Origin of the sequence: Streptomyces sp. VTCC 41912 (assembly GCF_045799175.1) — a bacterium.
GTDB lineage: Bacteria > Actinomycetota > Actinomycetes > Streptomycetales > Streptomycetaceae > Streptomyces > Streptomyces albulus_C.
This window is the reverse complement of record NZ_JBJMAB010000005.1, coordinates 277,358-303,521: the sequence shown is the minus strand read 5'-3', so window position 1 is coordinate 303,521 and position 26,164 is coordinate 277,358. Positions and strand designations below refer to the sequence as shown.

Annotated in this window: 24 protein-coding genes; all 24 read right to left on the bottom strand. The window is 65.6% G+C overall.

Annotated elements, in window-relative coordinates:
- Positions 1-13: 13 nt before the first annotated feature.
- Positions 14-1,693, bottom strand: coding sequence for a hypothetical protein (locus ACJ6WD_RS10980; RefSeq protein WP_366408084.1), 1,680 nt, complete (start codon positions 1,691-1,693; stop codon positions 14-16).
- Complete coding sequence (locus ACJ6WD_RS10975; RefSeq protein ID WP_407615684.1) at positions 1,693-4,464, bottom strand: phage tail protein; 2,772 nt, start codon at positions 4,462-4,464, stop codon at positions 1,693-1,695. Before ACJ6WD_RS10975 ends, ACJ6WD_RS10980 begins: the two co-directional genes overlap by 1 nt.
- A 25-nt stretch (positions 4,465-4,489) precedes the next feature.
- Positions 4,490-5,332 carry a hypothetical protein gene (locus ACJ6WD_RS10970; protein ID WP_366408082.1) on the bottom strand — a complete coding sequence of 281 codons (843 nt, stop codon included), beginning with the start codon at positions 5,330-5,332 and terminating at the stop codon, positions 4,490-4,492.
- 16 nt (positions 5,333-5,348) lie between these two features.
- Positions 5,349-6,854 carry a baseplate J/gp47 family protein gene (locus ACJ6WD_RS10965; protein ID WP_407615683.1) on the bottom strand — a complete coding sequence of 502 codons (1,506 nt, stop codon included), beginning with the start codon at positions 6,852-6,854 and terminating at the stop codon, positions 5,349-5,351.
- An 87-nt stretch (positions 6,855-6,941) separates the two neighbouring features.
- Positions 6,942-8,075 (bottom strand): poly-gamma-glutamate hydrolase family protein, encoded by a 1,134-nt coding sequence (locus tag ACJ6WD_RS10960; RefSeq protein ID WP_407615682.1) that lies wholly within the window; start codon positions 8,073-8,075, stop codon positions 6,942-6,944.
- A gap of 13 nt (positions 8,076-8,088) precedes the next feature.
- Positions 8,089-8,766, bottom strand: a complete 678-nt coding sequence (locus ACJ6WD_RS10955) for a phage baseplate assembly protein V (protein ID WP_407615681.1) — start codon at positions 8,764-8,766, stop codon at positions 8,089-8,091.
- Positions 8,767-8,768: 2 nt separating this feature from the next.
- Positions 8,769-9,899, bottom strand: a complete 1,131-nt coding sequence (locus ACJ6WD_RS10950; protein WP_366408078.1) for a hypothetical protein — start codon at positions 9,897-9,899, stop codon at positions 8,769-8,771.
- A 34-nt stretch (positions 9,900-9,933) separates the two neighbouring features.
- Positions 9,934-10,095, bottom strand: coding sequence for a tail protein X (locus ACJ6WD_RS10945; RefSeq protein ID WP_366408150.1), 162 nt, complete (start codon positions 10,093-10,095; stop codon positions 9,934-9,936).
- Between the two features lie 116 nt (positions 10,096-10,211).
- Entirely contained in the window at positions 10,212-10,838 is a 627-nt protein-coding gene (locus ACJ6WD_RS10940) for a hypothetical protein (RefSeq protein ID WP_366408077.1), read from the bottom strand.
- Positions 10,838-14,248: an NlpC/P60 family protein gene (locus ACJ6WD_RS10935; protein WP_407615680.1), complete on the bottom strand. Its 3,411-nt coding sequence runs from the start codon at positions 14,246-14,248 to the stop codon at positions 10,838-10,840. The genes ACJ6WD_RS10940 and ACJ6WD_RS10935 overlap by 1 nt, the downstream gene beginning before the upstream one ends.
- A 152-nt stretch (positions 14,249-14,400) precedes the next feature.
- Positions 14,401-15,255: a hypothetical protein gene (locus ACJ6WD_RS10930; protein WP_407615679.1), complete on the bottom strand. Its 855-nt coding sequence runs from the start codon at positions 15,253-15,255 to the stop codon at positions 14,401-14,403.
- A gap of 23 nt (positions 15,256-15,278) precedes the next feature.
- Positions 15,279-15,644, bottom strand: coding sequence for a phage tail protein (locus ACJ6WD_RS10925; RefSeq protein ID WP_366408149.1), 366 nt, complete (start codon positions 15,642-15,644; stop codon positions 15,279-15,281).
- A 268-nt stretch (positions 15,645-15,912) separates the two neighbouring features.
- Complete coding sequence (locus ACJ6WD_RS10920; protein WP_366408074.1) at positions 15,913-16,161, bottom strand: phage tail protein; 249 nt, start codon at positions 16,159-16,161, stop codon at positions 15,913-15,915.
- A 107-nt stretch (positions 16,162-16,268) separates the two neighbouring features.
- Positions 16,269-17,819 carry a hypothetical protein gene (locus ACJ6WD_RS10915; RefSeq protein ID WP_407615678.1) on the bottom strand — a complete coding sequence of 517 codons (1,551 nt, stop codon included), beginning with the start codon at positions 17,817-17,819 and terminating at the stop codon, positions 16,269-16,271.
- A gap of 20 nt (positions 17,820-17,839) precedes the next feature.
- Positions 17,840-18,424 carry a hypothetical protein gene (locus ACJ6WD_RS10910; RefSeq protein ID WP_366408072.1) on the bottom strand — a complete coding sequence of 195 codons (585 nt, stop codon included), beginning with the start codon at positions 18,422-18,424 and terminating at the stop codon, positions 17,840-17,842.
- A gap of 81 nt (positions 18,425-18,505) precedes the next feature.
- Positions 18,506-20,023, bottom strand: a complete 1,518-nt coding sequence (locus ACJ6WD_RS10905) for a CHAP domain-containing protein (protein ID WP_407615677.1) — start codon at positions 20,021-20,023, stop codon at positions 18,506-18,508.
- Positions 20,024-20,034: 11 nt separating this feature from the next.
- Positions 20,035-21,633 carry a hypothetical protein gene (locus tag ACJ6WD_RS10900; RefSeq protein ID WP_407615676.1) on the bottom strand — a complete coding sequence of 533 codons (1,599 nt, stop codon included), beginning with the start codon at positions 21,631-21,633 and terminating at the stop codon, positions 20,035-20,037.
- A gap of 24 nt (positions 21,634-21,657) precedes the next feature.
- Positions 21,658-22,188, bottom strand: a complete 531-nt coding sequence (locus ACJ6WD_RS10895) for a hypothetical protein (protein WP_366408069.1) — start codon at positions 22,186-22,188, stop codon at positions 21,658-21,660.
- Positions 22,185-23,003, bottom strand: a complete 819-nt coding sequence (locus ACJ6WD_RS10890; RefSeq protein ID WP_407615675.1) for a hypothetical protein — start codon at positions 23,001-23,003, stop codon at positions 22,185-22,187. Before ACJ6WD_RS10890 ends, ACJ6WD_RS10895 begins: the two co-directional genes overlap by 4 nt.
- Positions 22,991-23,611, bottom strand: a complete 621-nt coding sequence (locus ACJ6WD_RS10885) for a hypothetical protein (protein ID WP_407615674.1) — start codon at positions 23,609-23,611, stop codon at positions 22,991-22,993. Before ACJ6WD_RS10885 ends, ACJ6WD_RS10890 begins: the two co-directional genes overlap by 13 nt.
- Positions 23,611-24,243, bottom strand: a complete 633-nt coding sequence (locus tag ACJ6WD_RS10880; RefSeq protein WP_366408066.1) for a hypothetical protein — start codon at positions 24,241-24,243, stop codon at positions 23,611-23,613. The genes ACJ6WD_RS10885 and ACJ6WD_RS10880 overlap by 1 nt, the downstream gene beginning before the upstream one ends.
- The gene (locus tag ACJ6WD_RS10875) at positions 24,243-24,581 is read right to left on the bottom strand and encodes a hypothetical protein (protein WP_407615673.1); all 339 of its coding nucleotides are present in this window, start codon (positions 24,579-24,581) and stop codon (positions 24,243-24,245) included. Before ACJ6WD_RS10875 ends, ACJ6WD_RS10880 begins: the two co-directional genes overlap by 1 nt.
- Positions 24,582-24,655: 74 nt before the next feature.
- On the bottom strand, positions 24,656-25,009 hold the full coding sequence (locus ACJ6WD_RS10870) for a hypothetical protein (protein ID WP_366408064.1): 354 nt from the start codon (positions 25,007-25,009) through the stop codon (positions 24,656-24,658).
- A gap of 109 nt (positions 25,010-25,118) precedes the next feature.
- On the bottom strand, positions 25,119-25,982 hold the full coding sequence (locus ACJ6WD_RS10865; RefSeq protein ID WP_407615732.1) for a N4-gp56 family major capsid protein: 864 nt from the start codon (positions 25,980-25,982) through the stop codon (positions 25,119-25,121).
- Positions 25,983-26,164 lie beyond the last annotated feature (182 nt).

Below are 26,164 nucleotides of genomic sequence, written 5' to 3'. Positions count from 1 at the left end.
CACTCCGGAATTTCTACGAGAAGTCGAGGTTGAAAGTTGTTCCCCAAGGGACATTATCCTGGAGAATTTCGGTGAGGCGTCTTGCGTGCCGGGCCCGTCCGGGGAAATAGAAACTCTTTGATGAGTCGTTGGATCCCTGCCAGAGGTAATCCGCAGACGGGTCGGATCCGTCGAAGAATTGCCCCATGCCCGTACCCTCTTCCAGCAGGACATCATCCATCCAGAAGGCAACACCGTTGGCACTGGCCGCGTACGTGGCCTTGGGCGCCATGACGCCTGCGTAAATCTCGCGAGTGCTGGTGGCTGGTGGGGTCCAGGTGTAGTAGACGCGGACCCAGTCACCGTCGACTAGGTCGGGACGATTGGCTTTGATCCAATCCGAGTTGGGCCCCAACTGGTAGCTCGCGGCCAGCGGATCCCAGGCAGCGGCGCTGACCGGCGGGTACCCCGACGGCACGTTCACCCAGGCCGTAAGGGTGTGAGGGACGCCCGTGTGCAGCAGGTCTCCCCCCTTGGTGTTGGGGTTGATGCCCCCGAGCGTCGCGATGCCGACCTGGGCTCCGGGCGTTCCGCCTGCGGGGCTCTGGAGCCTGATTGATCCGGCCTTGGTTCTCCCGACGGCGCTGTCCCAGGAGACAGTATTCGTCACGCCAGAAGGCGCGAAATACCCCCAGCGCGAGACGCCGGAATTAAATCCTGGATTGTTGAGCAGGTTGACCCGCTTCGGCTTTATCTTGATGCCCAGTTTTCTCGGCGCAGCCCAATCCCGGACCTGATACGAAGCGCTTGCGGATTCGTATGCGATGTAGTGGGCGTCGGCATAGAAAATCCAGCCGATCTGGGGGGAGCCGGATCCGTAGTACACGAACGGCGTCACGCAGGCGTATAGAGCAGTGTTGGGCGCCGTGATGCTGATCTGGGCAGTTGACCAGATCCCTTTCGGCTGGCTGGTGTTGTCCGGAGCCGAGGACAGCCCGTCGTAGACCAACTTGAAGTTGGCGTCGTAGCACCGGACCCAAACCCGCCACGTCCGCGGGACGTCCGTCGACACCGATACTCGGGCAGTGATCCTGCCGCCGCCGGCCTTCAGCGGGGCCAGGGCATCGGTGTGCGGGTCCAGGCTCCAGCCGGTCGAGCCGCTGGGGATGTAGAGGATGGTGCTCTTGGCCGAGTAGGCGCCGACCATGGCCCGATCCTGAGTCCGGGTGGCGATGGTGCCGTTGTAGGACTCGTAGCACATGTGGTCGTCGTGGAAGGCGGCCGAGCGGTCCAGGAGATTGCCCGAGGGCGCCTTGGCCACTTGGACGCGATCGAACGCCACCGAGCTGGACGCCGGAAGACTGTCCCAGCGCAGACCCACGCTTGCGTAGGTGGCCCCGTTCCACAGCGTGCCGGCCTCACCGCGGTTGTAGTCGATCGGCGACGTAGCGGTGAGGCTGGTCCTCTGCCACGTCGAGGTCACTGCGGTCAGCGCCTCCGATCCTGCGATCCAGGACATCGCCGGATCCGGACAGGAGGGGTTGGCGATACCCAGGTCGGCGAATCCTCCTGCCGGCCTGAGCGTGGTGATGGCTCCCGTGCCGCTGGTACTGCTCGCGGCCGACCCGGTGATGACCACGGGGTACTCCACAACGAGGGCGCTGGCCGTCGTGGTGGCGGTCGCCTGGATAGGCTGGGTGGACAGGACAGGCATCACAGGCTCCTTTCGAGCAGGCCGAAGTATGCGCCGTCGGGGGCGGCTTGGGAGACCGAGGCCAGCTTTCGAGGGGCGACGCCGGGGCCGACGTACTGGTACACCTCGATCAGAGTCCCCACATGGTTGACGTAGATCCGCCCGCCGTCGAGGATCTCCGGCCAGGTGGCCATGACAGTGATGGTGCCGCCGACTGTCTTGGTCAGTCGGGTACGAGAGGCCATCCAGAAGCTGGAGGCGTCGCTGGTGCAGCGGAAGACGATGCCGTGCTCGGCGCCCGAGCCGAGGCGGGGCCGGCTCATGAACGTCACAAAAAGGCGCTGGTCACCAATCGGTGCACCCCACGGGATCGCGTTCAACGCCCACACTGTGTATGGGGTGGTGCTCGGCGTGACAGGCGACAGCATGCCGTCGGAAACAACCCACGTGCCACTCGTCATCCAAGCACTCGGCGTCCGCCAGATCGAGCTGTTGCTGGAGTAGCTCTTGTCTCCATTGAGGTTGGGGTTCGGCTCGTTGAAACGCTGGAAAAACCCCTGGCCGACGGTGCGCTGGTCGTAGATGGTCGTGACCAGGCGTCCTTGCTCGTCGTACCACTCGACGAATGGCCGCGCGACGCTGCTGGTCGTGCCGGTGAGCAGCTTGGTGTAAGCGGAGACGGTGAAGCTCTGCTGCGCCGAACCGGCGAACGTCCAGTAGCTGGTGTCTGCTGCGTCGCCGTGGGGCTGTTGGCTGCGTGAGTCGATGCGAGCGATGTAGGCGAAGTTGTTGAACGCGACGCGGTCGCCGGCTCGGTAGCCGACCTGGGGACTCCACTGGGGGCTCCGACTGAGGGGTGTCCCCCACTGTCTGACCATGGTCGGCAGTGGCAGTGGGCCATTGCCTTGAGTGTCTGCGTACTCCCACACGTCGCGGTTGGTGCCCGGCAAAATCCCAGTGTTCGTGACGAGCGCCCGCCAGACCGCATTGTTAGTGTCCCGGACCAGGTTGTCGAGAACGTAGACGACGGTTGACGACCAGGCAGGTGCGACGGGGGTACCGACTGAACGGACACCGAGGGTCGCTGCGGATGCCCCCTGGTTGGTGACGGTGCCCGCGTTGTTGTCGGTGCTGGTGCCGGTGACCGCAGTCAGGCCCGCCGCCACGCTCAGCCCGCGGGGGTAGGCGCCGGTCGTGAGGTTTTGCAGGCTCCACGTCGAGGGCGCCAGGGTGATGGGGTTGGTCATTGCGTCGCCGACGTCGAGCCGAGTCGCTTCACTGACCCTGCTCCACCATCCGCTGCCGGCTGCCGGCACCTGGCCGTGTGAGGGGTCTGCCGTGCCGGTGACCGTGAAGTCGAGGAGTCCGGCGTTGTACCCCGTCGCCGCGGCGTTCTTCCCGACGATCTTCATCATGAAGGTGTGTGTGCCAGCGGTCAGCGTGTAGCGGCCGAGGTAGCGGGTGGAATACCAGGTGCGGGCGTTACCCCCGAGGAGTCCGAGGTAGTGGTCGATGGTGCCGATGCTGCTCTTGGCGCCGTCGATGTAGTAGTCGGTCTTGCCGTAGGCCGTGCCGTCGATGGCGCTGGTAGACAGGTCGTAGACGCCGTCCGCGCCTACGGTGAAGGTGACTGTGACGTAGGAGTTGGTCGTGCCCGTGAGCAGCAGGTTCGGTTTGATGCTCTGGAGCCATGGAAGATTGACCTGGGTGAATGCCCCTGAAGGGTTCGTCGTGACAGTGCCCGAACTCGCGGCGACGTTCAGCTTGTCAGCCCATGTCGTGGTGCGTACGGACTTGACTGCCACCCACAGGCCGCCGCTGTAGGCAACGACATCACCACCCTGGTAGGTCAGGTTGGGGTCCCATTCCGGGTACTTCGGGTGGGCGAATGCCGCCTGGTCCTGGTCGAGCATGAGGTTGCTGCTGTCGTCGACCTCGACGTCCCAGCCGGTGAGGGTGTTGACCAGTTCGGATATCCCGGCTTTGGTCCCCCGGTTCCGTGCCAAACCGATGGCCTTGTGTGTGTGCAGCCGGCGCCGGAGAGGCTCGTCACTGACCTCGGCGGACACACCGAGCTGATGGGCCAGGTGCTCGATGGCGCTGTCCGGCGCGGTGTCGATGCGCCGTAGGTCCCGCAGGACGTTTGTCTCGGTGGCGATGGTGTCGAGTTGATGGCCGAAGATCTGGAGGAACTTGAACAGCCCGGGGTTGGTGATGCCGTCCTCGTATCCGGTGACCTCGGCTGTGTCGAGCCGGTAGGCACGCGGGATCGATTCGTACAGGCGCAGCGCGTATCCGCAGTCGAGCACGGATAGTCCTGCGGCTGCGCCAGCCCGGACCCAGTCCTCGGTGAGGGGGGAAGGCTCCCAGTAGTTGCTGTTGCTGCCCGGTGTGATCCCGGTGCTGCCTGTGGTGGATGCGTAGTGCACACCGTTGTAGCTGACGACGTCGCCAGTGGTGTAGGTGGCGGTGCTCGACCAGGCGGTGACGCCGAGGAAGACCGCGTAGTAGTAGACGCGGCCCTGGGGTAGTCCGATGTCGTCCCAAGTGCGGCCGGGGGCGCTTTGGGGTATCTCAGCGATCACGGTGCCGTCGCCGCCATGCGCCGGCACGCCGAAGGGGTTGCGCACGATCCGCAGGACGCTCCAGGCATTCTGCGATGCGGCTCCCCAGGCGAGCTGGATGTGTCCGGGAGCAATGGACGTCGCGGTGACGGGTTCGACGCTGTAGTGGACGGCCGTGTCGGCGCCGTACAAACTCTTGCCGTAGTAGTCGTAGCCGTACACGGCCATGTGTGTCTCCTGGGGTGTGCCGTGTTCAGGCCGAAGGCAACGCCGGATCGATGTCGTCGATGGGGCGGGTGTTCATGACGCCAGGCAGGGCACGGATGTAGGTCAGGCCGCACCAGGCCCAGGCGGTGATGTTGCCGACGGGATTCGGGTAGCTCGCGCGCTTGTGGACGCGCATGGAGTCCATGTGTCGGAGTTGCATCTGGAGGCGCTCGCCCTGGTACCACTCGCCGCTGTACGTGAGGTCGGCGCGGTGATAGCCGTGGGTGCCGCGCGCGTTGGTCGACTCTGCCGTAGCCACGTCGGTGCCGTGGTCGGAGAGGTACATGCGCGCGTAGCACATGTGGTCCAGGGAGTTGGGTCCACTGGGAATGGTGGCGATCAGCCGCATCGTGATGATCCACCAGCCGGTCTTCGGGCAGGTGATGGTGGGGCTGCTGCTGCCCCAGGGGAAAAACGTCAGCGGGGCGGGAAGGCCCACGTCGGTGAGCTTCCGGTTCCAGGTCACCGGATGCCAGTCCTTCGTTACGTCCACGTCGAGTTGGTCGACGGTCGGCGCGATGGATGTGCCGGTGCAGCGGGCGGAGCCGACGGGGAGGTTCCACCCGGTGTTGCTGGCGTCGACCAACTGGTTGACGCTGGCGGCGACTTGGTCGTCGTAGCGCTGCATGGCGTCCAGCCGACTGGCGATGTCCTTGTAGGCGTGCGCCTTGCCGGCCGCGTCGGTGTAGGTCTGCGGCTTGATGCCGATGGCCGTCTCGACGCCTGTCAGTTCGTCTTGAAGCTCGTTGACGTCGGCCGCCAAAACAAAGTCGCGGCCGTCCCGGTGGGTCGGGAACGTGCGGATCGCATTTGGGTAGACCTTGCTCATGGGTGTCCCGTCCTTCTTACTGACCGCCGTCTGAGGTGATGAAGATCTGGCCGGCCACGGGGATTTCCCAATCGCGGCAGATGATGTCCTGGGCTCCGGTCTGCTGTCCGTCAGCTCGGGCCAGGAGGGGAATGGCTACGTACTCCACTCCGGGGATGGCATCGAGCAGCGCGTAGATCTTGGATGCCGGGATGCGTTGCCCGAATGACGATCGCTGACTGGACAGGAGGTCCTGGAGTCCCTTCTGGGCGGCCAGGACGACTTCGGAGGCCCGGAAGTTGCTGTAGACGCCGAGGACGACCGGGCTGGCTGCGGATCCGACGTTGACGCCGACCAAAGTGCCCGGGACCACATCGATGTAGACGCCGGTCAGGGTCCGGTCCTGCACATAGCGGGCCGTGGTACTGAGTTGGTCGCCGGAGGGTACCGAGTTGTCGGCGCCGACGGTCGCGATGGTGATGGCACTGTAGTGGGCGCCGATCGCTCTGGCTTTCGCGTTGCCGGGCACGGCCAGTGCCAGGTCCTCGCAGTCGCGCAGGCTCACCGCGCGGTCCTGGGCGCGATGAACTTTGGGTGCGTTGGTGCGGATCGACTCGGTGGACTCGACGTCCCGGCCGCCTGTCATGGCGGAGGAGCTGGCGATGTAGACGCCGGCGATGCCGAGGGAGATGTCGATGACCTGGTTGGCGTCGATGTTGCCGCGGTTGCCGCCGCCGACCCGGTACGCGGCGTACACAGGGACGTCGCGATCAGGAATCGCGCCAAGCGTGCCGTCGCCGAAGGTGAGCGTGACCGTGCCGGTGTCGGTGCTGGTCAGCGTGAACACCTGATCGGTGGCTGCGGCCGTCAGGAGGTCGTCGGTGGCGTGCCACTCGATGATGGCGTCGCTGCCGACGAACACCCGGACGCTGTCGACGAGCGCAGGAGTGGAAGGCAGCGTGAACGTCTGGCCGGCGACGCCGTCGGAGGTCCCCAGGCTGTCAACGAGGACGAGGGTCTCCGACGCGCTGTTGGCATTGAGCGTGAGGAGCTGCGCACCCGCGATCACGCCTTCTGTTACCGAGACGCTCGCGGTGCCGCCGCGGGCCGGCACAGTGACTGCCTGGTCCGTCTCGAAGGTGAGCGGTGCGTCGAGGCTCTCGATGAACTCGGTCGTCACCTGTGTGCCGGTCGGGATGATGACGTCAGTGGTCTGTGTGGTGTCGGTGACGAACGTGACGGTGCCGACGGCGGGGGCGGCTGCGGCTGGTCTGTAGCCGAGCAGCGCAGCGTGGGCGAGGACAGAGGAGCGCTGGGTGGCGGTTTCCAGGAAGCTCTCCCGTGCGGCGGCATCCCCGTAGTAAGAGAGGATGTCGCCCATGTACGCGAAAAGGTTCACGAGCAGGACGCCGAAGTCGGCAGTATTGCGGCCGGACCATTCCGGGTAGACGCGGGCGGCGTGGTCGAGCATGGCTTGCCGGAAGCCGTCGAAGTCCCGCGAGGTGTAGTCGATAGCCGGTGAGCTGGACGTGAGGTCCGCCACGGTGGTTCTCCTGAATTGAGACAGCGGAATGGGTCCCAATTCGTGCACCGTATGTGGATCAGTTTATGAGGCGTGAAAGCCTGGGTGTTATAGGGAACGTCCGACGACTTGTCCGCCTGGCATGATTCGGACGCTTTCCGTCTGCACCGCTTCCGCAGCTGGGGTGGTGGTGAGGGCGACGTCGACCTCGACGTCCACGATGCCCTCCTGGTCGTCGTGGGCCACGGGGCGGATCGCGGTGATGGTGGCGTCGGGTTCCCAGCGGGCCATCGCATCGCGTACGGCGTCGTTGATGAGTGCCGGTGCGATGGGGTCGCTGGGCCTGAACAGTGCAGCAGCGACGTTGGATCCGAACTCCGGCTGTCCGACGTACTCGCCGGGCGTGGTGGCCACCACGGCGCGTGAGCGCTGGACGAGCATCCTGTCGGGGTTGGTGACCACGGCGATCCTGCCCATGGCGTCGAGTTGGAAGGGCATGCGCATCTGGACTGTGCCGGCGCCCGGGTACCCGGCAACGCTGGTCACGGTCTGGGACGACGGAACCGGCGGGGCCGTCTGTGGCGCTGCCGAGTCACTGTCAGCGGTGCTTTGTGGCCGTGTCTCGGCGACGGCCGCCATGACAGCGCTGGTATAGGCATAGAAGGCATCTGTGCGCCGGGAGGCATCAGCAATCGACTTCAGCGACAGGTCGGCACCTGTGTAGAAGCTCTCGCGCAGTCCCCGGCTCAGTGCGAGATGCACGCCCAGGCCGCGGCGGTTGCGGTTGGCGATGTTCAGCGGGTTGTTGCCGTCGTTCTCCGTTGGCGAAGTTGTGGCGACGGTGAAACCGCCTGCGATCAGCCGGGTCCTGATGGCGTCGATGAGTTCGGTGTCGAGGCCGCTGATGTAAGTGGTGAGGTCGCTGCCGCTGGCTCCGTGCCAGGACACGGTCCACTCCACCGTGCGCAGGACTTGGAAGAGGATGGGCTCGTCGAAGTGGGTGCTGGTGACGTGCAGCGTTGTGTTGCCGCTGCTCATGACGCCCTGGAAAGTGTAGAAGCTCTGGTTGGTCGTCGCGGCGCAGTGGTCGGCGAGTTGTGTGGTGGGCGCCTCGATTTCGCCACCGTGGATGGCAATGTGGGCGCCGCGCGCTCCAATGACGGCTCGCTGGGAGATCAGGTAGTCCGTGCCGAGAGTCTTGTGCGTGGCGAGGTCGGCGTAGTTCGAGTAGGTGTCAGCCAAGGGACGGTTCTCCTTACGTGATACTCAGCGGTACCCGCGCATTGACGTAGAAGCTGTCACCGGCGTTGCGGGTGAAGCTGGCGGGTTTGTCGAAGTGGACGGCACCTGAGGTGTTGACGTAGCCCCAGCTCGTGATGAAGGTGCCATCGGCCTTCGCCTCGACGACCGGGTAGCCGATCTCCCACTTGGCGCTGAAGTAGCCGGCAGGCAGGGTGAAGGCAACGGCGGAGGCCGCCGGGTCGGTGATCTTCAGCGCACCGCACAGGTGCAGGCTGCCTTCGATGTCCCTCCGGAACTGGAGCGGGTTGACGGCGCCCTGAGCGGCGAAGCTCGTCGTGGTCGCCCACCCGGCGGTCAACGACGGGTCCGTCCAGGAGTCGCTGCTGCGCAGCGGGGTGGTCGCGGAGACCGTGATGCCGTCGAGGGCGCCGACGGCCAGTTGTGCTCCGCTAATCAGGCCGGGCTCGGCAGTCCAGTAGACCAGCCGTGTGCCGCCGCCTTCGAACGACACCCACACCCTCTCCCCCACAACGGCCTGTCGGGTGACCTGCCCCGTGGGGGAAGCCCATCCCGTGACGACGTTGCCAGTCACCTGCGGGATTCGCAGTCGTACGCGGCCCTGGCCTTGCGGGTCTTGGGCGTGGGTGACGACCGCGGCGTAGACGTCGCTGCTCATCGAGGTCAGCGCCATGGTCAAGCCCTCCCCATGTGGTGCGCCCGCCAGCGCCCGTCGATCAGCGCCGCGCCGTCGGGGATGGCATCGACCCGGCCGGCCTTCGGTACCGAGTCCAGTCCGTCGAGCCGGTTGCGACCGAGGACCACGTCGGTCAGGTAGACGCCGGCAGCGGGCCGGTTGGGGGCGACGGAGATGCGGTGTGTGGCCGAGCGGACCATCCACACGCCGGCATCCTTGGGGCCGAGCGCGCCGCCGGCGACCGCCAGTTCCGTACCAGGACGCAGTCGGCAGTCACCCACGACGGTCGCTTCGCCGTGCACCCACAGGGTGTCCTTGCGCACCTCCGCCGCGAGGATTTCTTGGGCTTCTGCCTGGTTGGCGAAAGGGCGCCTGGTGCTGTACTGGGTCGTCGTGGCGTCCTGCGTGCCGTCGGCGACGACACGCAGCAGCGCGCGTGTGGTCGTGTTGAAGGAGTACCCCTCGCGCCGGGTGCGCCGACCGCCGAGCGGGTCGAGGTGGCCAGCCGTGGACTTCCACGTCTTGACTGTGTCCGTCCGGTCCTTGGCATACCGGAACTGCGGCAGTTCCTCTCCCGACTCGCGCAGCGACACCAGCGGATGCGTGATCGAGATCGTCGTTCCGTTGGCGACCATCCGGAGGCCGACTTCGTCGCTCAGATCTCGTAGGAAGGCGAAGTCGGACACGGACTGCTGGGGGAGGTTCTCGAAGCGCCGGCTGCTCTGCTGCACCTGCGGGCGTAGGCCCGCGGCTCGGATGATGGTGCGTGCAGCGTACGAGGCGGTCGCCGTGGTCCAGAGGCGGTTGGTTTGGGACTGCATGTGGTGGGTTGGTCCGAGGCATGTATAGACGACGGGGACGAGGACGGAGGCCGCCGTGGAGTGGTGCACGTCGGCGCCCTTGATCGCCACGGACGTGACGTAGCCGTAGAAGGACGTCGACCGCGCCGTGTCGCCGAAGCGGAGGGCGATGGCACTGCCTTCAGTCTCGACGCCGGCAGCATCCAGCAGCCATCCCCCGGCGGGGGACGAATTGCGCTGCACCTGGTGCAGCACCGTGATCTGGGCAACCTCGTGCAGCGACTCCCCCTGTGAGATCGCCACATCGGTGACCCATTTGCTTCCGCTCAAGGCGGGGGTCTCCAAGGATATGATCGGCCACGTGCTAGACAATCGGGATCCTAATCCGTGTGCTGGCGGGGACACTTGTCCAGTCCAGGATCTGTGGGTTGACGTCAGCTATTCGCCACCACTGGGAGGCTTCACCGTAATGACGGTGTGCCAGCAGATCCGCTCGATCACCTTCCGCCCAGGTATATATCTGCACAGTCGCTGACAGCACACCTGCCCCCTTCGGAAGGATCACGCTACGGGACTTCCCGTCCTTTCCGGTAATGACCGCCGTGACGTTGGATGCATATCGAGAGTTCGCAGAAATCACGACTATGCGCCCTTCGTCGACAGATCCACCGTAAGGCTGATCCCGCACCGTTGAGGGATCATCTCTCGCGAGAAATGGGTGTACGCGACAGTCAAGCCCGACACGATTCCGTAATAGGACAGGGTGTTGTTCACCAGGAGACCGATACCCGACGTCGAACCGCCGAAGAAGAAGCTGCACGGGGTGGGTTGCATCGCTCGAAGCGCCTTCTGCTGCGCGCCCTTTGCCGTGACGTCGTAGGCTCCAGTGACGTTGTAGAGCGCCTCCACATCAGCGAGCACACCCCTGGTCCCTGCCTCGTCGTAGAAGCTCGGCCTGGCCCCATACATTTCGTAGGTCCTGTCAAAAAGCAGATCAAACGCGAGCGTCCCGATCCCCTGCGCCCCGATAATGTTCCCGTCCGTCGACATCTGATCCGCCGACAGGTTGTATCCCTGCTGGTGACTGAGGTTAATCGTCGAGGGGTTGAACAGAAAATTCACGATCAGATAGCCGCCCGTGACGGACTTCTCTTCCCGGTAGATCGCACCTCTCCAGAAGCCCGGATTCTTCTTTGCTGCGAGTCCGAGTGCCGGGACGTTTCGCATCCTCGGATCGAACTGCGGATTAGCTGCGTTGACAGGAGACATCAGACCCCCATTCCGAGTTGCTTGATGCGATTGTCAGCCGTGATGCATTCGACGACCTTCTTGGCTGCATCGGAGGCCGCCCGGTCGGTCATCACACCGCTTACGGTGATCTGGATAGCGCCCTGCGCGAAAGACAGTGAGACACCTCCGCCTGGCCCGCTCCCCACGGCGGCCGAAGCTGCGGCGCCGGCCGGTGAGATGACGTTCACCGAGTCCTTGATCAGAGCCTGGCGGATTGTCTCCGCCTTGGGCGCCGGTATGATCATTTCGCCCTTGTGGACCTGAGCGGTGAGGTCCTCGGGGATCTCCCAGGCGCCGGACGCGTACCAGTGGGGATTACGCCGCTGCCAGAGGTCCCACGCCTTGGACGGCGTCCCGTAGTCCGGCCGTTCGGCGATGTACTCCATGCCCCACTTGATCTGGGTGGCCGGGTTGGTCTTCCAGTCCTTGCCTGCGGAGTCGTACTTGCTCGCGGGCAGCGCCTGAGCAATTCCGTACGCGCCCGAGCTGGGGTTTGTTGCGGTGGTGTTCCAGCCGGACTCGTGCTGCCAAAGCTGGTACAGGGCGTCCCAGTCCTTGCCCGTCCAACCTCGCTGCGCGGCCATCTTCTTGCCCAGGGCCACGTTCCCCTGCGGGTTCGAGGGGGCACTGGCGACCGCAGAGGAGCTGTCCGCGTTGGTGGATTGGCCAGTGCCCTTCTTCTGTGGCCCCATCGTGAAGCCGGCGCCACCCGACAGGGCTGCCGCGAGGGCGTCGACCTCCTCGGCGCTGAAGCTGCTGCCGACTCCGCCGTACCAGCCGGAGTCGCCGGCGCCGGCCTGCGCGTCAGTTTGCTTGGTGTCGGTGTTGTAGCTCGCCGCGGCACCCACACCGCTTGCGACTCGACGGACGTCCTTGATCTCGCCGAGGCTGAAGGAGCGCACGCGCACGTCCAGTCCGGTGCGCGGCGCCTCGACGAGCTTGCCGTTGCCGAGCGCCAGCATCACGTGGCCGGGCTCAGGGAACAGCAGGTCGCCTGCTTGGATGTGCTGCTTGTCTACGTCAACGCCAGCTTTCATCTGCTGCTGGGACGTGCGCGGCAGCTCGATGCCGGCCTGCCGGAACGCCCACTGTGTGAGCCCCGAGCAGTCGAAGCCCTGGCCGGGCATCTCGCCGCCCCAGACGTAGGGCACGCCGACCTGTGTGAGTGCCGCCTGGATCGCCTTGCCAGCGTTGCCGCTGGACTGGTGGCCAGCAGTGGCAGTTGCCGTCTTGTCGTGACCGCCAGAGGACGTCGAGGTTGTAGCGCCGCCGAAGATGCCGGTGGGCAGCAGACTCTTACCGATGTTCCAAACTGACTTGAGTTGCTTGACCGGCTCCTTCGCAGCCGTGCCCCACGAACCGGAGAAGCCGACGACCTGCTTGATGCCGGGCAGTTCGAGCAGGGAGTTGATCGCGCCCTCGAAGCGCTGGACGGCCGTAGTTGCGGTCTCCAAATTGTGGGCGAAGGAGTCGCCCATGGTGGCGTCGTGCTGCCGCTCTTGGGCCTCGAACGTCTTGCGTGTCTGGCCCAGGCCCTCGCTCACGCCGTACTTGCTCAGCTTGGTGCGTGCGGCGTTGCCCTCCTTGCCGGTCTGGGAAGCCTCAGAGATGAGCTTGTCGGCCTGGGCCGCTGACATATGGGAGTTGCGCAGGAGGGTGTTGCGCCCTCGCATGTACTCCTTCAGGTTGTCGATTGTGTCCTCGTCCCAGCCAGCCGTCTGGCCGAGTTGGTCGACGTTGTAGTCGAGGACCTGGCCGGAAGCGGTGGCCGCTGCGAACTTCTTGCTGTCGATCGACGTCGACCCGAAGGTTCGCTGCATGATGTTGTCAGCGAGCGTGCCGATTCCTGTCGCCTTGCCGCCCTGGCCGATCAGACGCCCGTAACCGAGGCGCTGCGCTGCGAGCGACGCCTGCGGGTTGTAGAGGCTGGAGTACAGCTTCGCGCCGGTCTCCGCGTCCAGGCCGGCGACGTACGAGGCGCCGAAGGCGTTGCCGCGTGCGGCGGACTGTGCGGATGTGCCGTAGGTCAGGCCGAAGTTCTTGTCGAGGAGGAAGTTCGCGTTGCTGGCGTCCTCGGTGGACTTGGCGACGACCATGCCGTAGCTGTGGTCGCGGATCGCGTTCTTCCAGCCCCACTTGTCGTAGCCCGACGGCGCGCCACCGGAGGCGATGGAGGCCCAGTTGGTGTACCGGTCCATCTCCTCCATCTGCGGCTTCAGACGGTCGCCGTACTTCACCGCCTGCTGGTAGACGGTGTTGACCGGCCCCTTGCCCAGGGTCGAGGGAGGACTGTCGTCGACGCCGTTGGTCGCCTCGTCCGACGGCACGGTCGAGGAGAAGCCCTGCTGCGGAGGCGCGGTGTAGTTCTGCTGCTGCCTGCCCAGGTTCAGGACCGAGCCGTTGCGCGTGGCGTAGACACCGCCGCCGCTGACTCGGGCGCTGGAGAGGCCGGCGCCGCGGTTGTAGGACCACATCCGCTGGCCGATGCGCAGGCCGTACGTCGGGTTGTTGGCGATGTTCTGCCGTCGTATCGCCTCGTCGAAGAGGGAGCCGTAGTAGGCATCGGCGTTCGCCTGTCGGGCTTGCGCCACTCGTTCCGGCGTAACACGGGACACCAGGGCCGGGTTGATGCCAGGGTTTCGGGCCTGCTGACGAGACTGTCGCGCCGCCGCGCGAGCCTGGGCTGCCGCCTGGGACGCGGAAATGTTCTGCTGGTACTGCTGGCTTGCCTGCGAACCGTAGGTGGCCGCGAAGTTCTGCTGCGCGTCCAGGCCCTGCTGGTTCACCATCTGCTGGCGACTGGCCCGCGCCTGTGCGGACTGGGCCTGCATCTGGGCCTGCATCTTCGCCCGCTGCTGCCGGCCGGCCTCCCGAGCCTGCGCCGCTGCCAACGAAGCGGACATGTGCTGCGACAGCCCGTTGTCCTGGTAGCCCCAGCCCCGCGCGGCAACCATGGCCTGCTGGCTGAACGCCTCCTGCCGCGAGACTCGCGCGGCGGACAGGCTCTGCTGCGCCGCGATCTGGGCCTGGTGCCGCGCGGCCAAGCGGTCGGCCATGGGCCCGCTGTAGACCCGTCCCGTCGTCGGGTGCGTGAAGGTGCCCCCGGCCTGGGTGACGGTGTTGGCCGGCGGGTGGGAGATCGGGGCCGGGTTGATGCGGGTGGTCTGGTTGGCTGCGGGGAATGCCTGAGTGGGCATGCCCCGGAACGCTGCGCCTCGGGTGGCCGAGTTGACCGCACCCTGGAGGGCACGGTTGAGGGCAGCGATGTTCGCACCGAGCTTGTTGATGTCCTGCTCGACCTTGTCGGCCGCGCGCTGCATTCCGTTCGTGCCGAGGAGGCGGCCTCCGAAGTTGGGCTCTGCCCGGTTGATCTCGTTGTCTTCAGCCACTGGAAGCCGCCGCCTCCCTTCTGTTCTTGACCCAGACGGCCAGGTCACGCCAGTACTCGCGCTCCTGGACCGTCAGTTGCTTGATCTCGCTGAGCTGCCACTCGGGGTGGGCGTAGGCGAGGGTTGTGATGTCAGCCCGTGCTGCTCGGGCGTCAGAAATCGCGAAAGAGGTCCGCCACGCTGAGCGGGAGCGGCACCTCCCCGCCGCACGCCTCGTGCTCGATCGACAGCTCCAGCAGCCGCGGTCCGGGTTGCTTGGCGGCGAGCTGGGTGAGGATGGTGCGTCGGTCGGCCAGGCCGAGGGACTTGGCGAGGTCCTCGCCGCCGGGCTTGGTGGTGCCCTGGTCGTCACGGGTCTCGACGAGGCACCGGGACAGGAGGATCGAGTTGTGCTCGGCGTTGGTGGCCTTCGGGTCGGCGAGCATGGCCGCCTGGTCGGCTCCGGTCGGGAAGCGGACGATGGCGTAGCCGCCCTTGCGCAGCGGGACTGTCAGCCGGCCGACCTCTGCCGACTGGGACTTGATGTCGCCGAGCGAGATGGTGGCCGCGAAGTCGTCGCCGCAGGCTGGGCAGATGATCTCGGCGAACTCCATCTCGTCTCCGAAGGTCACCCGCCTGATCGCGAGGACCAGGGCATCGCGGTCGCCGAGGAGGAGCTGCGGGAGGACGTCGGAGGTGGCTGGCACATCGCCGATGCGGACGGTTCCCAGCTCCAGCAGCGACTCCAACAGGCGCAAAGGGTTGGAGCGGACGCGGGCCAGGGCCTCCTCGTCGGCGCCCGTCAGCTCGCGCACCTCACCCTCGGTGATGATGTGGTCGTCCCGGACCAGGCCCGCGGGCAGGGTGACGAGGCAGTCGGCGGGCGCAGGTATGGACGGCGGCTCGCCGGCTGAGTCGGTGAGGAGGGACTGGATGGTGGCGGTCGCGCCCTGGGTGTCCCCGAGGACGTCGACCTGCCGACCACCGGCGGGAGAATCGAAGGTCCAGTCGTACTGCGTTTCAGTCATGAGTGATTTCCTTGTGTCGGGGATTACTTGATGACCGCGTAGGAGTTCGGGCCGTAGCTGTCGGCGACCTTGAAGTCCCACCCCTCATGAGCAAAGGTCAACTGGGAAACGGCGAAGGTGTTGCTGCCGGCATCGAGGTCACCAAAAGCTACCGAGGTGGGCCAGGCGTTGTAGAGCCGCCATACGGCCTTCACTGCGGCCTTGCTCTTGGTGACCGGGTGATCGATGAGCATGATGTCGATCGTCGCCCGGAATTCAGAGCCGGTGTCAGAACCGGATCCGTTACCCTGCATGACGTCGAAAAGCTGGTACACCCAGTTCACGAGGTTCTGGTCGCCGGGCATCATTCCCTTGGAAAGGGTGACCGGACTGAAGTCGCTCTGACCCAGAGGCTGTTACCTCTCCGGTTTCCCGGAGCGGGCTGGTCATTTCTGCCAGCCTCTCGCGCTCTCACGCGAGTTCGGACTCTATCTTCACCCCGATGGGGTGTCCCGTACATAGTCTCTGAACCTTCCCGTCGGTTTACCAGGCGGGCTCGGCTGCTGATTTTCCCTACCCTCGAACTTTTCAAGCCGTCGCGCTCGGGCTTTCACCCCACGCTGTGGCGCCGAGGTCTAACAGGATGTTCCAGCAATTCTCGGGATTTTCACTCGCTACTTACGCAGCGAGGGCCCAGTCAATTCGAGGCATCTTCTGAGTGGTCGTGTTCATGCCGCCGGCCCGGTAGGCGATGACGTCGGTCGTCACGCTGAGACCGCTGACGGACATGAAGCCGAGCTTCGGATAGGCCGAGGACAGCTTGCCGACCTGGCTGATCTGGACGTGGAACTTGAACGAGCGAAGGGGGTCCGTCTGTCGCGTGGCCAGACTCTGGCTCTGCGAGACGGTCTTGAGGGTGGATGCCATTCACTACTCCCGTAGCACGAAGTGCGCCAGGTGGTTCTCCAAGTGAATTCCGAATTGAGCGTCGAGGGGTTTACGACGGGACAGGACTCGCATCCCGCCCCGATTCCTTACGCGGACTCAGTTACCGTCGCGCCGCCGTCGTACTGGCTGATGTGGATTGCGACGAACTCGGCCGGTCGCGCGACTGCGATACCGACGTCGATGTGCACTTCGCCGTTGTCGACCGTGGTCGTGGTGTTGTTGCTGTCGTCGCAGATCACTAGGAAGGCGGTGTCCGGGGTGGTGCTCGCGAACTGGCCGGCCTGAGCCTGAGTGGTGAGTTGCTGCGAGAGCGTGGCCGCGATGGAGTGCCACAGGTCAGGCGTGTTGGGCGCGAAGACGGCAGACCGCGTCAGGTCGACGAGGATCTTGCGGGTGTAGGTCAGCAGCCGGCGAACGGCGACGTACCGGTCGGGGTAGCCAGGTTTGAGGGTTCGCGCACCCATGATGCAGATGCCGCTCTGCGGGATCGCCCTGATGACGTTGATGCCCCAGGCGTTGAGGTTGTCGAGCTGGGCGTTGGTGAACCGCAGCTCCGTCGAGTACACCCCGCTGAGCCGGCTGAGGGTGCCGGCAGCCGACTGGTGCGGGCCGTAGAGGGTGTCCGTCTGGGAGATCTTTCCGAGGACCGCACCGCCGGGCGGAAGGATGCGGGTGGCGCCCGAGGCGACAGACGACGGGTCCGCCGTCACCAGCCAGGGGCCGTAGACCGCGACGTACGAGCTGGCCTTCAGCGGCGTCGGGCTGGTCGAGGTGTTGGCCGCGGGCGACAGCTTGCCGTAGTTGGTGACGGCGGTGGCCGCGTCCAGGGAAGCGGTGTGCGGTGCGTCGACCACGACAAACGCGTATCCGTATTCCTCGGCCCAGGTGATGATGTTGTTCAGGATCGAGGTGTCGGTGACGCCCGGCAAGTTGATGTTGACGATCTCGCCGGTCGCTTCGAGTTGCTTGGTCGCCTCGACGAGGTCGGGGGAGGCGCTGCCGTCGATGCCGCCAGTCAGCGGGGTACCGGTCTGGATCGCAGGCGTGAGCGACGCAGACCAGGCATCGGTGGCGACGTAGTCGGCCTTGACGAAAGCCGAACCGTTGACCGGCGAGTTGATCATCGCGACCAGGTTGCGGGAGTCGGCGGGGTCGAGCGAGACGTCGTTGTACCGGTCTGCGACGTACGCGTCCGTCGTCCCACCGACCTTGACGGCCAGGTTGAAGCGGCCGGTGCCCGTGTGGGCGTCGGAGACGTCGATGTAGATCTGGTTGCCGAAGGCGCCGGCTGCACGCGCGGTGAGGCTGAGCAGGGCCTCGGGGGTGGTCTGCCTGTCGTTCAGAGTGACGTGTGCGGCGACCGAGTCGGACGGGACAGCGCGGCAGACGTACGCCTTGCCGCCGCCGTTGGCGAAGTAGGAGTAGACCGCGTACGGCAGCAGATCGGTACCGTTACCCCAGCCGCCGTAGACCAGGTTGAACTGGGACCAGGACGTGATCAGCGTCGGTACGGCCGGACCGAAGTTGTGGGCGCCGACGAAGGCTGCGATGGCCTCGCCGGGATTGGTGGAGACCGGGTTCGATATCGCATCCAGCGTCTCATCCACGTAGATGCCGGGGCGCAGGAAAGTCGCCATAGAGAAAGCTCCTTCGGGGCCTACTGGCCGAGGGGATGTGTGGTGAGTTCGACCGTCTGGACGGGCTTGATCTCGGCGATCTCGTCGAGGAGTTCAGCGCTCACGTGGAGCAGGTAGTCGACCTGCCACAGGCGCTTGCGCTGGTTGTCGCGGCCCTCGTTGAATTCGGGTCCGCCGGCAACTTCAAGACGCCTTACGGTTCCGTCCTGCGGAACTTCCAGGTAGGCCCAGCGCGGGTGGAGATAGTCCCTTGCGGATAGCGTCTGCGCGATGTTCGCTGCGTGGCGCTGTTTTCGCGTGTAGACGGTGACCTGGTACTCGAACAGGTACGGGATGGGTTCCGTCGCCAAGTAGGACTTGGTGTCGTCGTATCCCTCTGGGGTGTAGCCGAGTTCGACGGTGCCGCGGTGCTCGCGCTCGTGGTCGGGTTCTATGCGGGTGCGCTCGATGACGATGAGCGGGAAGGTTGCGGTCGCCAACTCGTTCTCAGGGAGGCGGAATCGCACATCGACTGGAAGGCCCTCAGCAGGTGCGTTGGTGTCCTTGACGACCAGGCCCTGGAGCTTCGCTTTGATGGCGGCGTCCTCGTTGGATATCCAGGGCATCAGGGACCTTCCAGTGATTACATTGACGTTCCTCCGAATTCAGGATTGCAGGGTTCGGGGGAATCTGTTACAGGTCCAGTTTTAGGCGACGGCGGCCCAGACGCAGTTCGTGTCCGGCGTAGCGCTCGTCATCGTGTAGTTGGGCGGAAGCGAGGTCTGGCCTGTGGCCGAGCGGCAGAACCGGTAATTTCCAGGAGTCAGATGGGCGTTTCCGGGGGTGAAGTTTCCGAGGGTGCTGCCGCACGCGAAGGTCGGGCTCGTGGCCCCGTTCACGAGGAAAGCGATGTAGTACTTGCCGGCTGCTGCCCCGTACGAGGACGTGAGTGCCAGCGTCTTGTCGCCCGCGGTGTTCCATACGGTAGACAAGTCGTTGGTGATACCGACTCGGCTGCCGCTGGCGGTGTAGAGCGCGGCCAAGCACTGGCCTGGGGTGAGGCCCGATCCACCCGCGCCAAGGGTGGCGCACAGGTTGCTAATGGTGGCCGCGCTGCGCAGAACGACCTCGACAAAGTAGATGCAGCCGACGCTGAGTGTGGTGCCGGTCGTCGAGCAGCACGCTGGGTCGAATGTCCAGCCAGTCAGCCCGTGATCGCTGGGCTGGAAGTTGGCCGGCGCCGAGCCTCCGGTGGACAGGTCGACGACGGTGCCGCCTGATGTTCGCATCTTGAGCACGCCGCCCTGTGAGTACAGCAGTGCACCACCGGTCGGATTGCTCGTAGGGGCCGTGGAGGCGTCCTTGACACTGACAATCGCCCCGGCTCCGCCTCCGAGGTCAACGGTTGTGGAACCGAGTTGGAGGGCTCCGGTCATGTAGTGGGTCGTCCGGCTGATGGGGTTGCCGGCGGAGGTCACCTCGAAGGTGATGTTGCCGTTGACGTCCTTGAACCGGGCGATCGACGGGGCCGTCGAGGACGCCGCGGTCACCTCGAACGCCACGGTGCTGGCGTCGTTCTGCTGGATGGACAGGCGGCCGGCGTAGGCAGGTCCGTCGATGGCGAGGCTGCCTGTGACGAGGTTGTCGACCATCCAGGCGCCCTGGCGCAGGGTGGCCGGTCCAGGGCCGGTATGAGCAGCGGCGTAGGTGTAGCCGGAAAGTCCCCTAAGCGACAGGTCGGCTGTGATGACCCCTTCGGCATACTGCGGGAGACCGTATCCGTAAACAATGGCGTCCGCGCGCCTACGCTTTCGGAGATAGACGCCGTCGCCCTCGGAACTTCCGTTGACGCTAGTGTTAGCCTCGATCGTCCATATATAGGTGGAGTCGAAGGCATACACAATTCCGGTGTGTTCGCTTCCGCCTGCCCCGTAAAAGACCTGGCTCCCGACTGCCGGATACCAACTCCAGCGGCTTGCCGCCTGGAACCAGGCAACGCCTGTCGAACAGTCGGCAGTGCGCGGAAATAGGTTCGCGACACCGGCTCTCATGGCGACCCACGAGGTGAAGGTCGCACACCAGGACTGGCCGTCGGCCCAGGCGAGACCGGGGACTTCAGCGGCGTAGCGTGTCACGTTGGTCCAGCCGCCTTCGGAATAGCCTTCGTGGACGCCAACTTGGCTCTTGGCGACCGCTATGACGAGCGGCATCTGGGCAATGACCATGGGTGTCCTTGTCAGCTCGCGAGGAGCGCGGTGATGACTCCTGCGACGTAGGAGTGGCCGGCGTCGGACATGAGGTGGGAATCCGTTCCTGCGGCGCCCGGAGTTGACGGGTCAGCCCAGTAGCCCTGGGAGGCCCAGTAGTTCCAGGAGTTCCGGCCGAGAGACCAGAGATTGATGACGGCTGCCTCGAATGCGGTAGCGAGGCCGTGGGCGCGGTCGATGAAGTCCTGGTAGCAGAAGGTCGTGGTGTCTGCTGTACCGATGTGTGGGAGCAGGATGACGATGTCGGTGGTGCCGGTGGCTGCTCCGCCGTCACGGATGTTGGACAGGTGCTGCCGCACGGAGTTGGCCCAGGTGTCGGCGTCGATGCCGCTGATGACGTCGTCTGCGCTAACCGCATAGATCACCAGGTCGGCAGGGTAGTTTGGGCCGCCGTTCCAGGGGAGCCTCAGCCTTGGCAGGTATTCGTTGGCGACGGCCCCGCGCCGGGAAAAGTTGTTCATGACAACGCCCGTTGAGTTTTCGCCGGCTACGCCGCAGACCGCGAGGTACGTGCTACCTGTGGTGCCCGCGTTGGCGATCTTGATGGTGTGTGTGCCGGCGGTGAGGCCGGTGATCTTGGTCGCCATCACCGCGAGGCCAGTGCTCGCGGTGTCTGTGACAGCGACCGCGGCACCGCTGTCGATGGTGTAGGTCCAGGGCGAGTGCTGGCCGTCAGCGCCGAGAGTGTAAATCGTCGCGGTGGTGCCTCGCACGGCGAAGGTCAGGGTGTCACCAGTGGTCGAGCTGTAGAGATACCCCCAGCCGGGCCCGGCGGAGTAACCGCCGATGGTCCAGGTACCAGTCTGGCTGATCAGCTCACGCGAGGTCGTCCAGGCGGTAATCGCGGTGCTGTCCTGCCCCGCGATCCCCTGCGCGCTGAGCAGCGAGGTGTAGTAGCCGGTGCCGCCGTCCCCGTACCCGCTCTGGAGCGCGGTTGCCAGCAGGCCGGGCCAGGACTTGGCTCGGAGCCGGGAAGCGGGGAAGCCGGCGGCGGTGGAGCCACCGATGACTGCGATGGTCGCCTTGCCCGAGCCGGCCTTCGCAGCATCGCGCTGGGGCCGCCAGAACTCCCCCCAGCCCGGCGGGACAACGTGGCCCCTCTTGCCCTGGAAGACAGTGTTGGGATTCGAGGCACCGCCCGCAGCTGAAGGGAGTTGGCTCGCGGTGAGCTTGCCGTCTGTTCCGAGGGTGGCGAGGCCGCCGGCTACTCCAACTTGGGAGACGTCGAGGACGGTGTGACCGCACTGGCTCAAGGAGCCGTCTGTCCCCAGCAGAGCGGGGCCGACCCGCCGTAGCGTCACGTCTGGATCATCGGCACCGGTACCGAAGCCGAGAACCCCGTCAGGAGTGATCTGGACGCGGGGCTTGGTGTCGGTGTCCATCTGTACGGCAAACGCCGGCCCCTGACTGACAGGTATGGCCACGCGAGCCGGCTGCCCGAGCTGCTGGTACCGTGCGTCCGCCTGGTCGCGAGTCATGTAGTTGGTGGAGATTGCGGTCCCAGCGGCGGTGTCCGCGTAGGTAGTAAGGCGCTCCTCCACGAAGGCGTCGGGGCGTTCGTAGGTCATGTGGCTCCTCGATGTGCCGGGCGATCAGCGCTCGCCAGCTCTCACTGCGGGGATGTACTGGGCGAAGTTGGCGTCCGCGGTCAACTCGTCAGCCTTGACCTCGACGGCGGTGATGGACACGAGGACGTCTTGCCTGCGGATCTGTCCGAGGATCGACATCTGGGCGATCCTGAACAATCTGCCGTCGTAGGCGATGCGGTCCCGCAGGTAGAAGTCGGTGTGGATGTCGGCCTGCGTAAGGCCGACCTTCTGTATCTGAGCGAACCCTGCGGTGATTTCCAGCGAGTCGACGGTGTAGAAGCCGCGGTCATCCTCTTGGTCGCCGGCCTCGACGTGGGTGGCGTGCAGAACCGGCACGGGCCAGGGGCCGTCGTAGGCCAGGCCGCCCTCGTCTCCCTCGTCGTAAATGTCATGGGATACCGAACGGGCGTGGGAGAAGCGCCAGTAGGAGATGACGTCCCCGACGTGGCGCTGCCACGCGCGCAGGCCCCGGTCGATGCGTTCGACCTCGTCGGTGGCGGAGAAGCGCCCCCGCTTCCAGTCGGCTCGGCTCATGCAGCCCACCCGGTGTAAGTCGGATTCGGGATGCCGGATGGGTCGCGGTCGTGCTTGTCGATCTGCGGCAGGACGCGCTCCGGGTAGGCGTTGTCGTCGTACTCGCGGTCGACGTAGACGGGCACGTACCGGCCGGTGGTGCGCGAGACCCTGCGGAGGTTGGCCATCTCGATCCGGAACAGGCCGATGTTGAGTTGTCGGCACAGGTCCTCGTACCGGTCGGTCAGCACCGAGATCTGGTGCAGGACCTGGGTGTAGCGCTGTCCGCGGTTGACGTGGGTGCCTTCGCCCGTGCTGATGTCGACGTCGCTGGACGCGTCGGTGGCGACCGCCCACAGCGCGTTGACCACGGCGAGGAGTACCAGTGGCAGTTCCTCGACGTCCGGGAGGTTGTCCAGCGTCAGGGTCTCGTCGGCGTAGCGGATGAAGCCGTTCTGCGAGCGGTACCGGACGGTGACGTGGCGTTGGTGGCAGTGCTGGAGGACAGCGTCCCGCAGGTGCTGGGTCAGTTCCTCGTCGGTGAGCATTCCCGCGGCCGAGCCTTCGACGATGAGTGTCTGGCCGAGCGGGAGCGGTGCGTGCTGGTTGAGGAGCGTGATGCGCCCCTCACGTCCGTCGACCTGGTAGTCGGTGCCGGCGACCAGGTCGGTGAGGACCTGGCCGTTGAGGAGGCTGACGCGGGCCAGAGTGACGTTGACGGCGCTGAGGTCGTAGTCCGTCAGCTCTCCCGTGCCGGCGAGGACGTCGCGGAAACCGCTCCCGAAGTCGCCGAGTTCGGAGCGCATGCGGGCGAGGATTCGGGTCAGCTCTGCCATGAGTCGAGCCCAATCGCCAGGCCGCCAGTGCTGAGCAGGAGGCTCTCGTTCTGGCTGGCGGATACGGGGGAATCGAGCTGCCACACCGCGATCACGGCTCCGGCCGTCCCACTGGCAGCGCTGACGAGTGCGGCGTGTGTGGCGACCACGCCCATGCCGCCGGAGGCGGTGAAAGGCCCGAAGAACACGGGGACGGAGTTGGACTGGCTTGATCCGCCGCCATCAGGTGACCCCGCCTGGGTGAAGGGCAGCATCTGGCGGCTGTATCCGGTCGCAGACACTTCGAGGGTGGCCATAGTCGTCAACGTCGTCTGCCGGCCCGGATCGGCGGTCAGCAGCGCCAGGTACACGCTTCCAGAGCCGTCCGTGCGGGTGCCAATCAGACCACTGAGCCAACTGCCGCTGGTGTCTGTCTTGGCCTGCGTCGAGAAGCCGTTGAGGAACGCGACCGGGAGGTAGTCCACGAGTCCCGCCAGGCTCTGCTGCTGGTACAGCTTCAGGAGGTACGCCCGGATCATCGAGGCGGAGGGAGCCGAAGAGCTGCTCGCGGTGGCGGTCACGAACTGGAGCGACGCACGCTCGGCGACCTGAGTGAGGTATCCAGACATCACGCCACCTTGATCGTCAGTGAGCCCGACTGCGCGAGCAGTGATTCGCCCTGGGCGGCGGTGGCAGGGACGTCCAGCGGCCACACAGCCAGCACGGCGTAATCGGTGCCGGTGGCGGCCGTGACCAGAGCCATGTGTGTCACAGCAGCGCCGGAACCGGTGGGATCGGTGAACGGGCCGAACACGACGCTGCCGACGAGGTCGACCTCGGCGGGCGTCCCGGACTGGATGACGAACTGTCCACCGGTCTTGGGCGCGGACAGGGGGACGACCTGCCGCTGATAGCCGGCGGCCGCGAGTTCGTTCGCCAGGCTGGCGGCGACGTCTCCCGGATCGGCCGTCGACAGCGCCAGGTACACCGACCCGCGCGGGTCGTCCGGCAGTGCCTGAACCGTGGTTCGTACAGCAGCGGAGCCCATCGCGTCGACCTGGTCCAGGAGGTGAAGGAGGTACGCCTTGGGTGCCCAGGCTCCTGGAGCACTCGCTTCTCCCCCGCCCCAGTGCCGAACCTGGTGCGCCTTCAGCAGCCGGTCGGCCACGGCGTCGGTGCCGGACGTGCTGTCCTCCCCACCCCCGGTCATGAGGGTGAGCAGGGCATGCGCAGCCTGCCGGGTGAGGTATCCGTTGGCCATCACACACCGCCCGTCGGGGCGGGGTCCGGGGCGGACGGAACGACAGGCTGCCCCGGCTCGGTCGGCGCGGCCGGCAGGTCGGTCTGGAGGGCGAAGGCGGCGTCGAACGTCGAGACCGCGATGGCGAGGGTGCGGTCGACCGACGCGCCGGGGAAGGTGACCGTGTCCTCGTAGGTGGAGAGGACGACGTCTTCGACGCAGTAGCCGACGCCGGCTGTGCCGGGCGGGACGATCTCGAACGGCGTCACCGCGGAGCCCTGTGGGACGGAGCCAACGCCGTTGCCGTAGCCGCCTTCAGCCGTCAGCACATAGGGCTGACCGAGTTCGATGTCACTCACGAGATTTCTCCTGGAAGGGCGCAGACGAAAAGGGGAGAGGGAGATCCCTCTCCCCCGTGGGCTCAGGGGCTGGCTCAGTGCCAGATCAGGCCCTTCTCCTCCAGGTGGTCGGCGACGTACGCGGGTACCCGGTAGGGCACGCCGACCTCGAAGGTCAGGTAGTTGCCCTGGCCGATGACGACGTCGGTGAGGTTGGTGTTCACACGGATCTCCCGCGGTGACTCCTCGACGACGACCGGCTGCTCCTCCACCTCGGGCCGGGGCTTGTCGACGTAGTCGATGACCGTGTTGGACTTCTCGGCCTCCGCGACGATCGTGGCCGTCGCCATGGTCTTCGCACGTTCCTGGGCCTCGGCGTCGCGCTCCGCCGCGAGCTTCTCCGCCTGGCGGCCGGTGAGGTCTCCGGCGGCCTTTCGGGCAGTCGCCATGTGGTTCTCCTACTCAAGACAATGTTGCGGGATCTCCACAAGTAGGCTCCAGCCGGAGCCTACCCGCAGAGGGTGTTAGCGAAGATTCAACTTCGCTACTACGAATGCCTTAGTTGGTCTCGGCGATGACCACGGACGCGTCGGTGATCAGACCCAGCCCGAAGATCGAGTACCAGGCCAGCAGGTGTTCACGGCCGAAGTCTTGGACGCCGCCATCCCGCAGTTCGACCGGTAGGGAGATGGCGTGACCGAACGCATTGTCACCAATGCAAATGCTCTGGTAGACATCAGCCGGGGTCGTGGTATTGCCGTTGGCGATCTTCTTGACCTGTGTGGTCTCTACAAAAATGACGTCGTCGATCCGACCGATCTCGCCGAGGGAGAACGCACCCGGCTGCGCGTACTTCGAGGACTCGATCCAGGTCGGGTCCTCGCGCAGCCAGCGTGACTGGTGCGGGTGAACGAAACACACGTAGACATCGCCGAGTCTCGGGATGTTGCGGGTGGCGAGGGTCTCGACCATGTCCTTGACCAGGGCGCTGGTGAACCGGCTGTTGCCGGTCAGGCCGGCGCGGTTCGCGGCAGGCGCACCCTTGTCGTACGGAGAGACTCGCGTGATCGCGTTACCCGTGGTGGCCCACTTGTCGTAGCCGTACAGGACGGACGACGCCTGGAGCAGGGTGTCGCGCGCCTGCTCGTCGAGGTACTTGGCCATGTTGCGGCCCAGGAGCCGGCTGCCGGAGGCGAGCACATCGTCGAACGAGGAGTTGAGCAGCAGCTCGGACACCGCGATGGCGTATCCATGCTCGCTGACGGTGATCGAGAACTGCGACGCCGTCAGGGCGTGCGTCTCCATGCGGACGCCTTCGACGAGCTGCGAGGCGTCGCCCAGGTTGTCGTAGCGCATGAAGTGAATCACGAGACCGGGAGAAACGCCCAACTCGGTCTTCTTGACTGCGAACTGCTCGACAATTCGCGCTTGTTACCCGCTGGATGCGGGGCCAGGGCATTTCTGCCTGGCTCTTACGGTTTTCCATCCCGCAAGATCGGACTATATCTTCACCTCCAGCTCCAGCTCACTTCTCACCTAAGAGCTGGACCTGTTGGAGGTGCCTCGCGTGTAGTCTCTACGGAGTCCCAGGTGTTGGGTTCCCT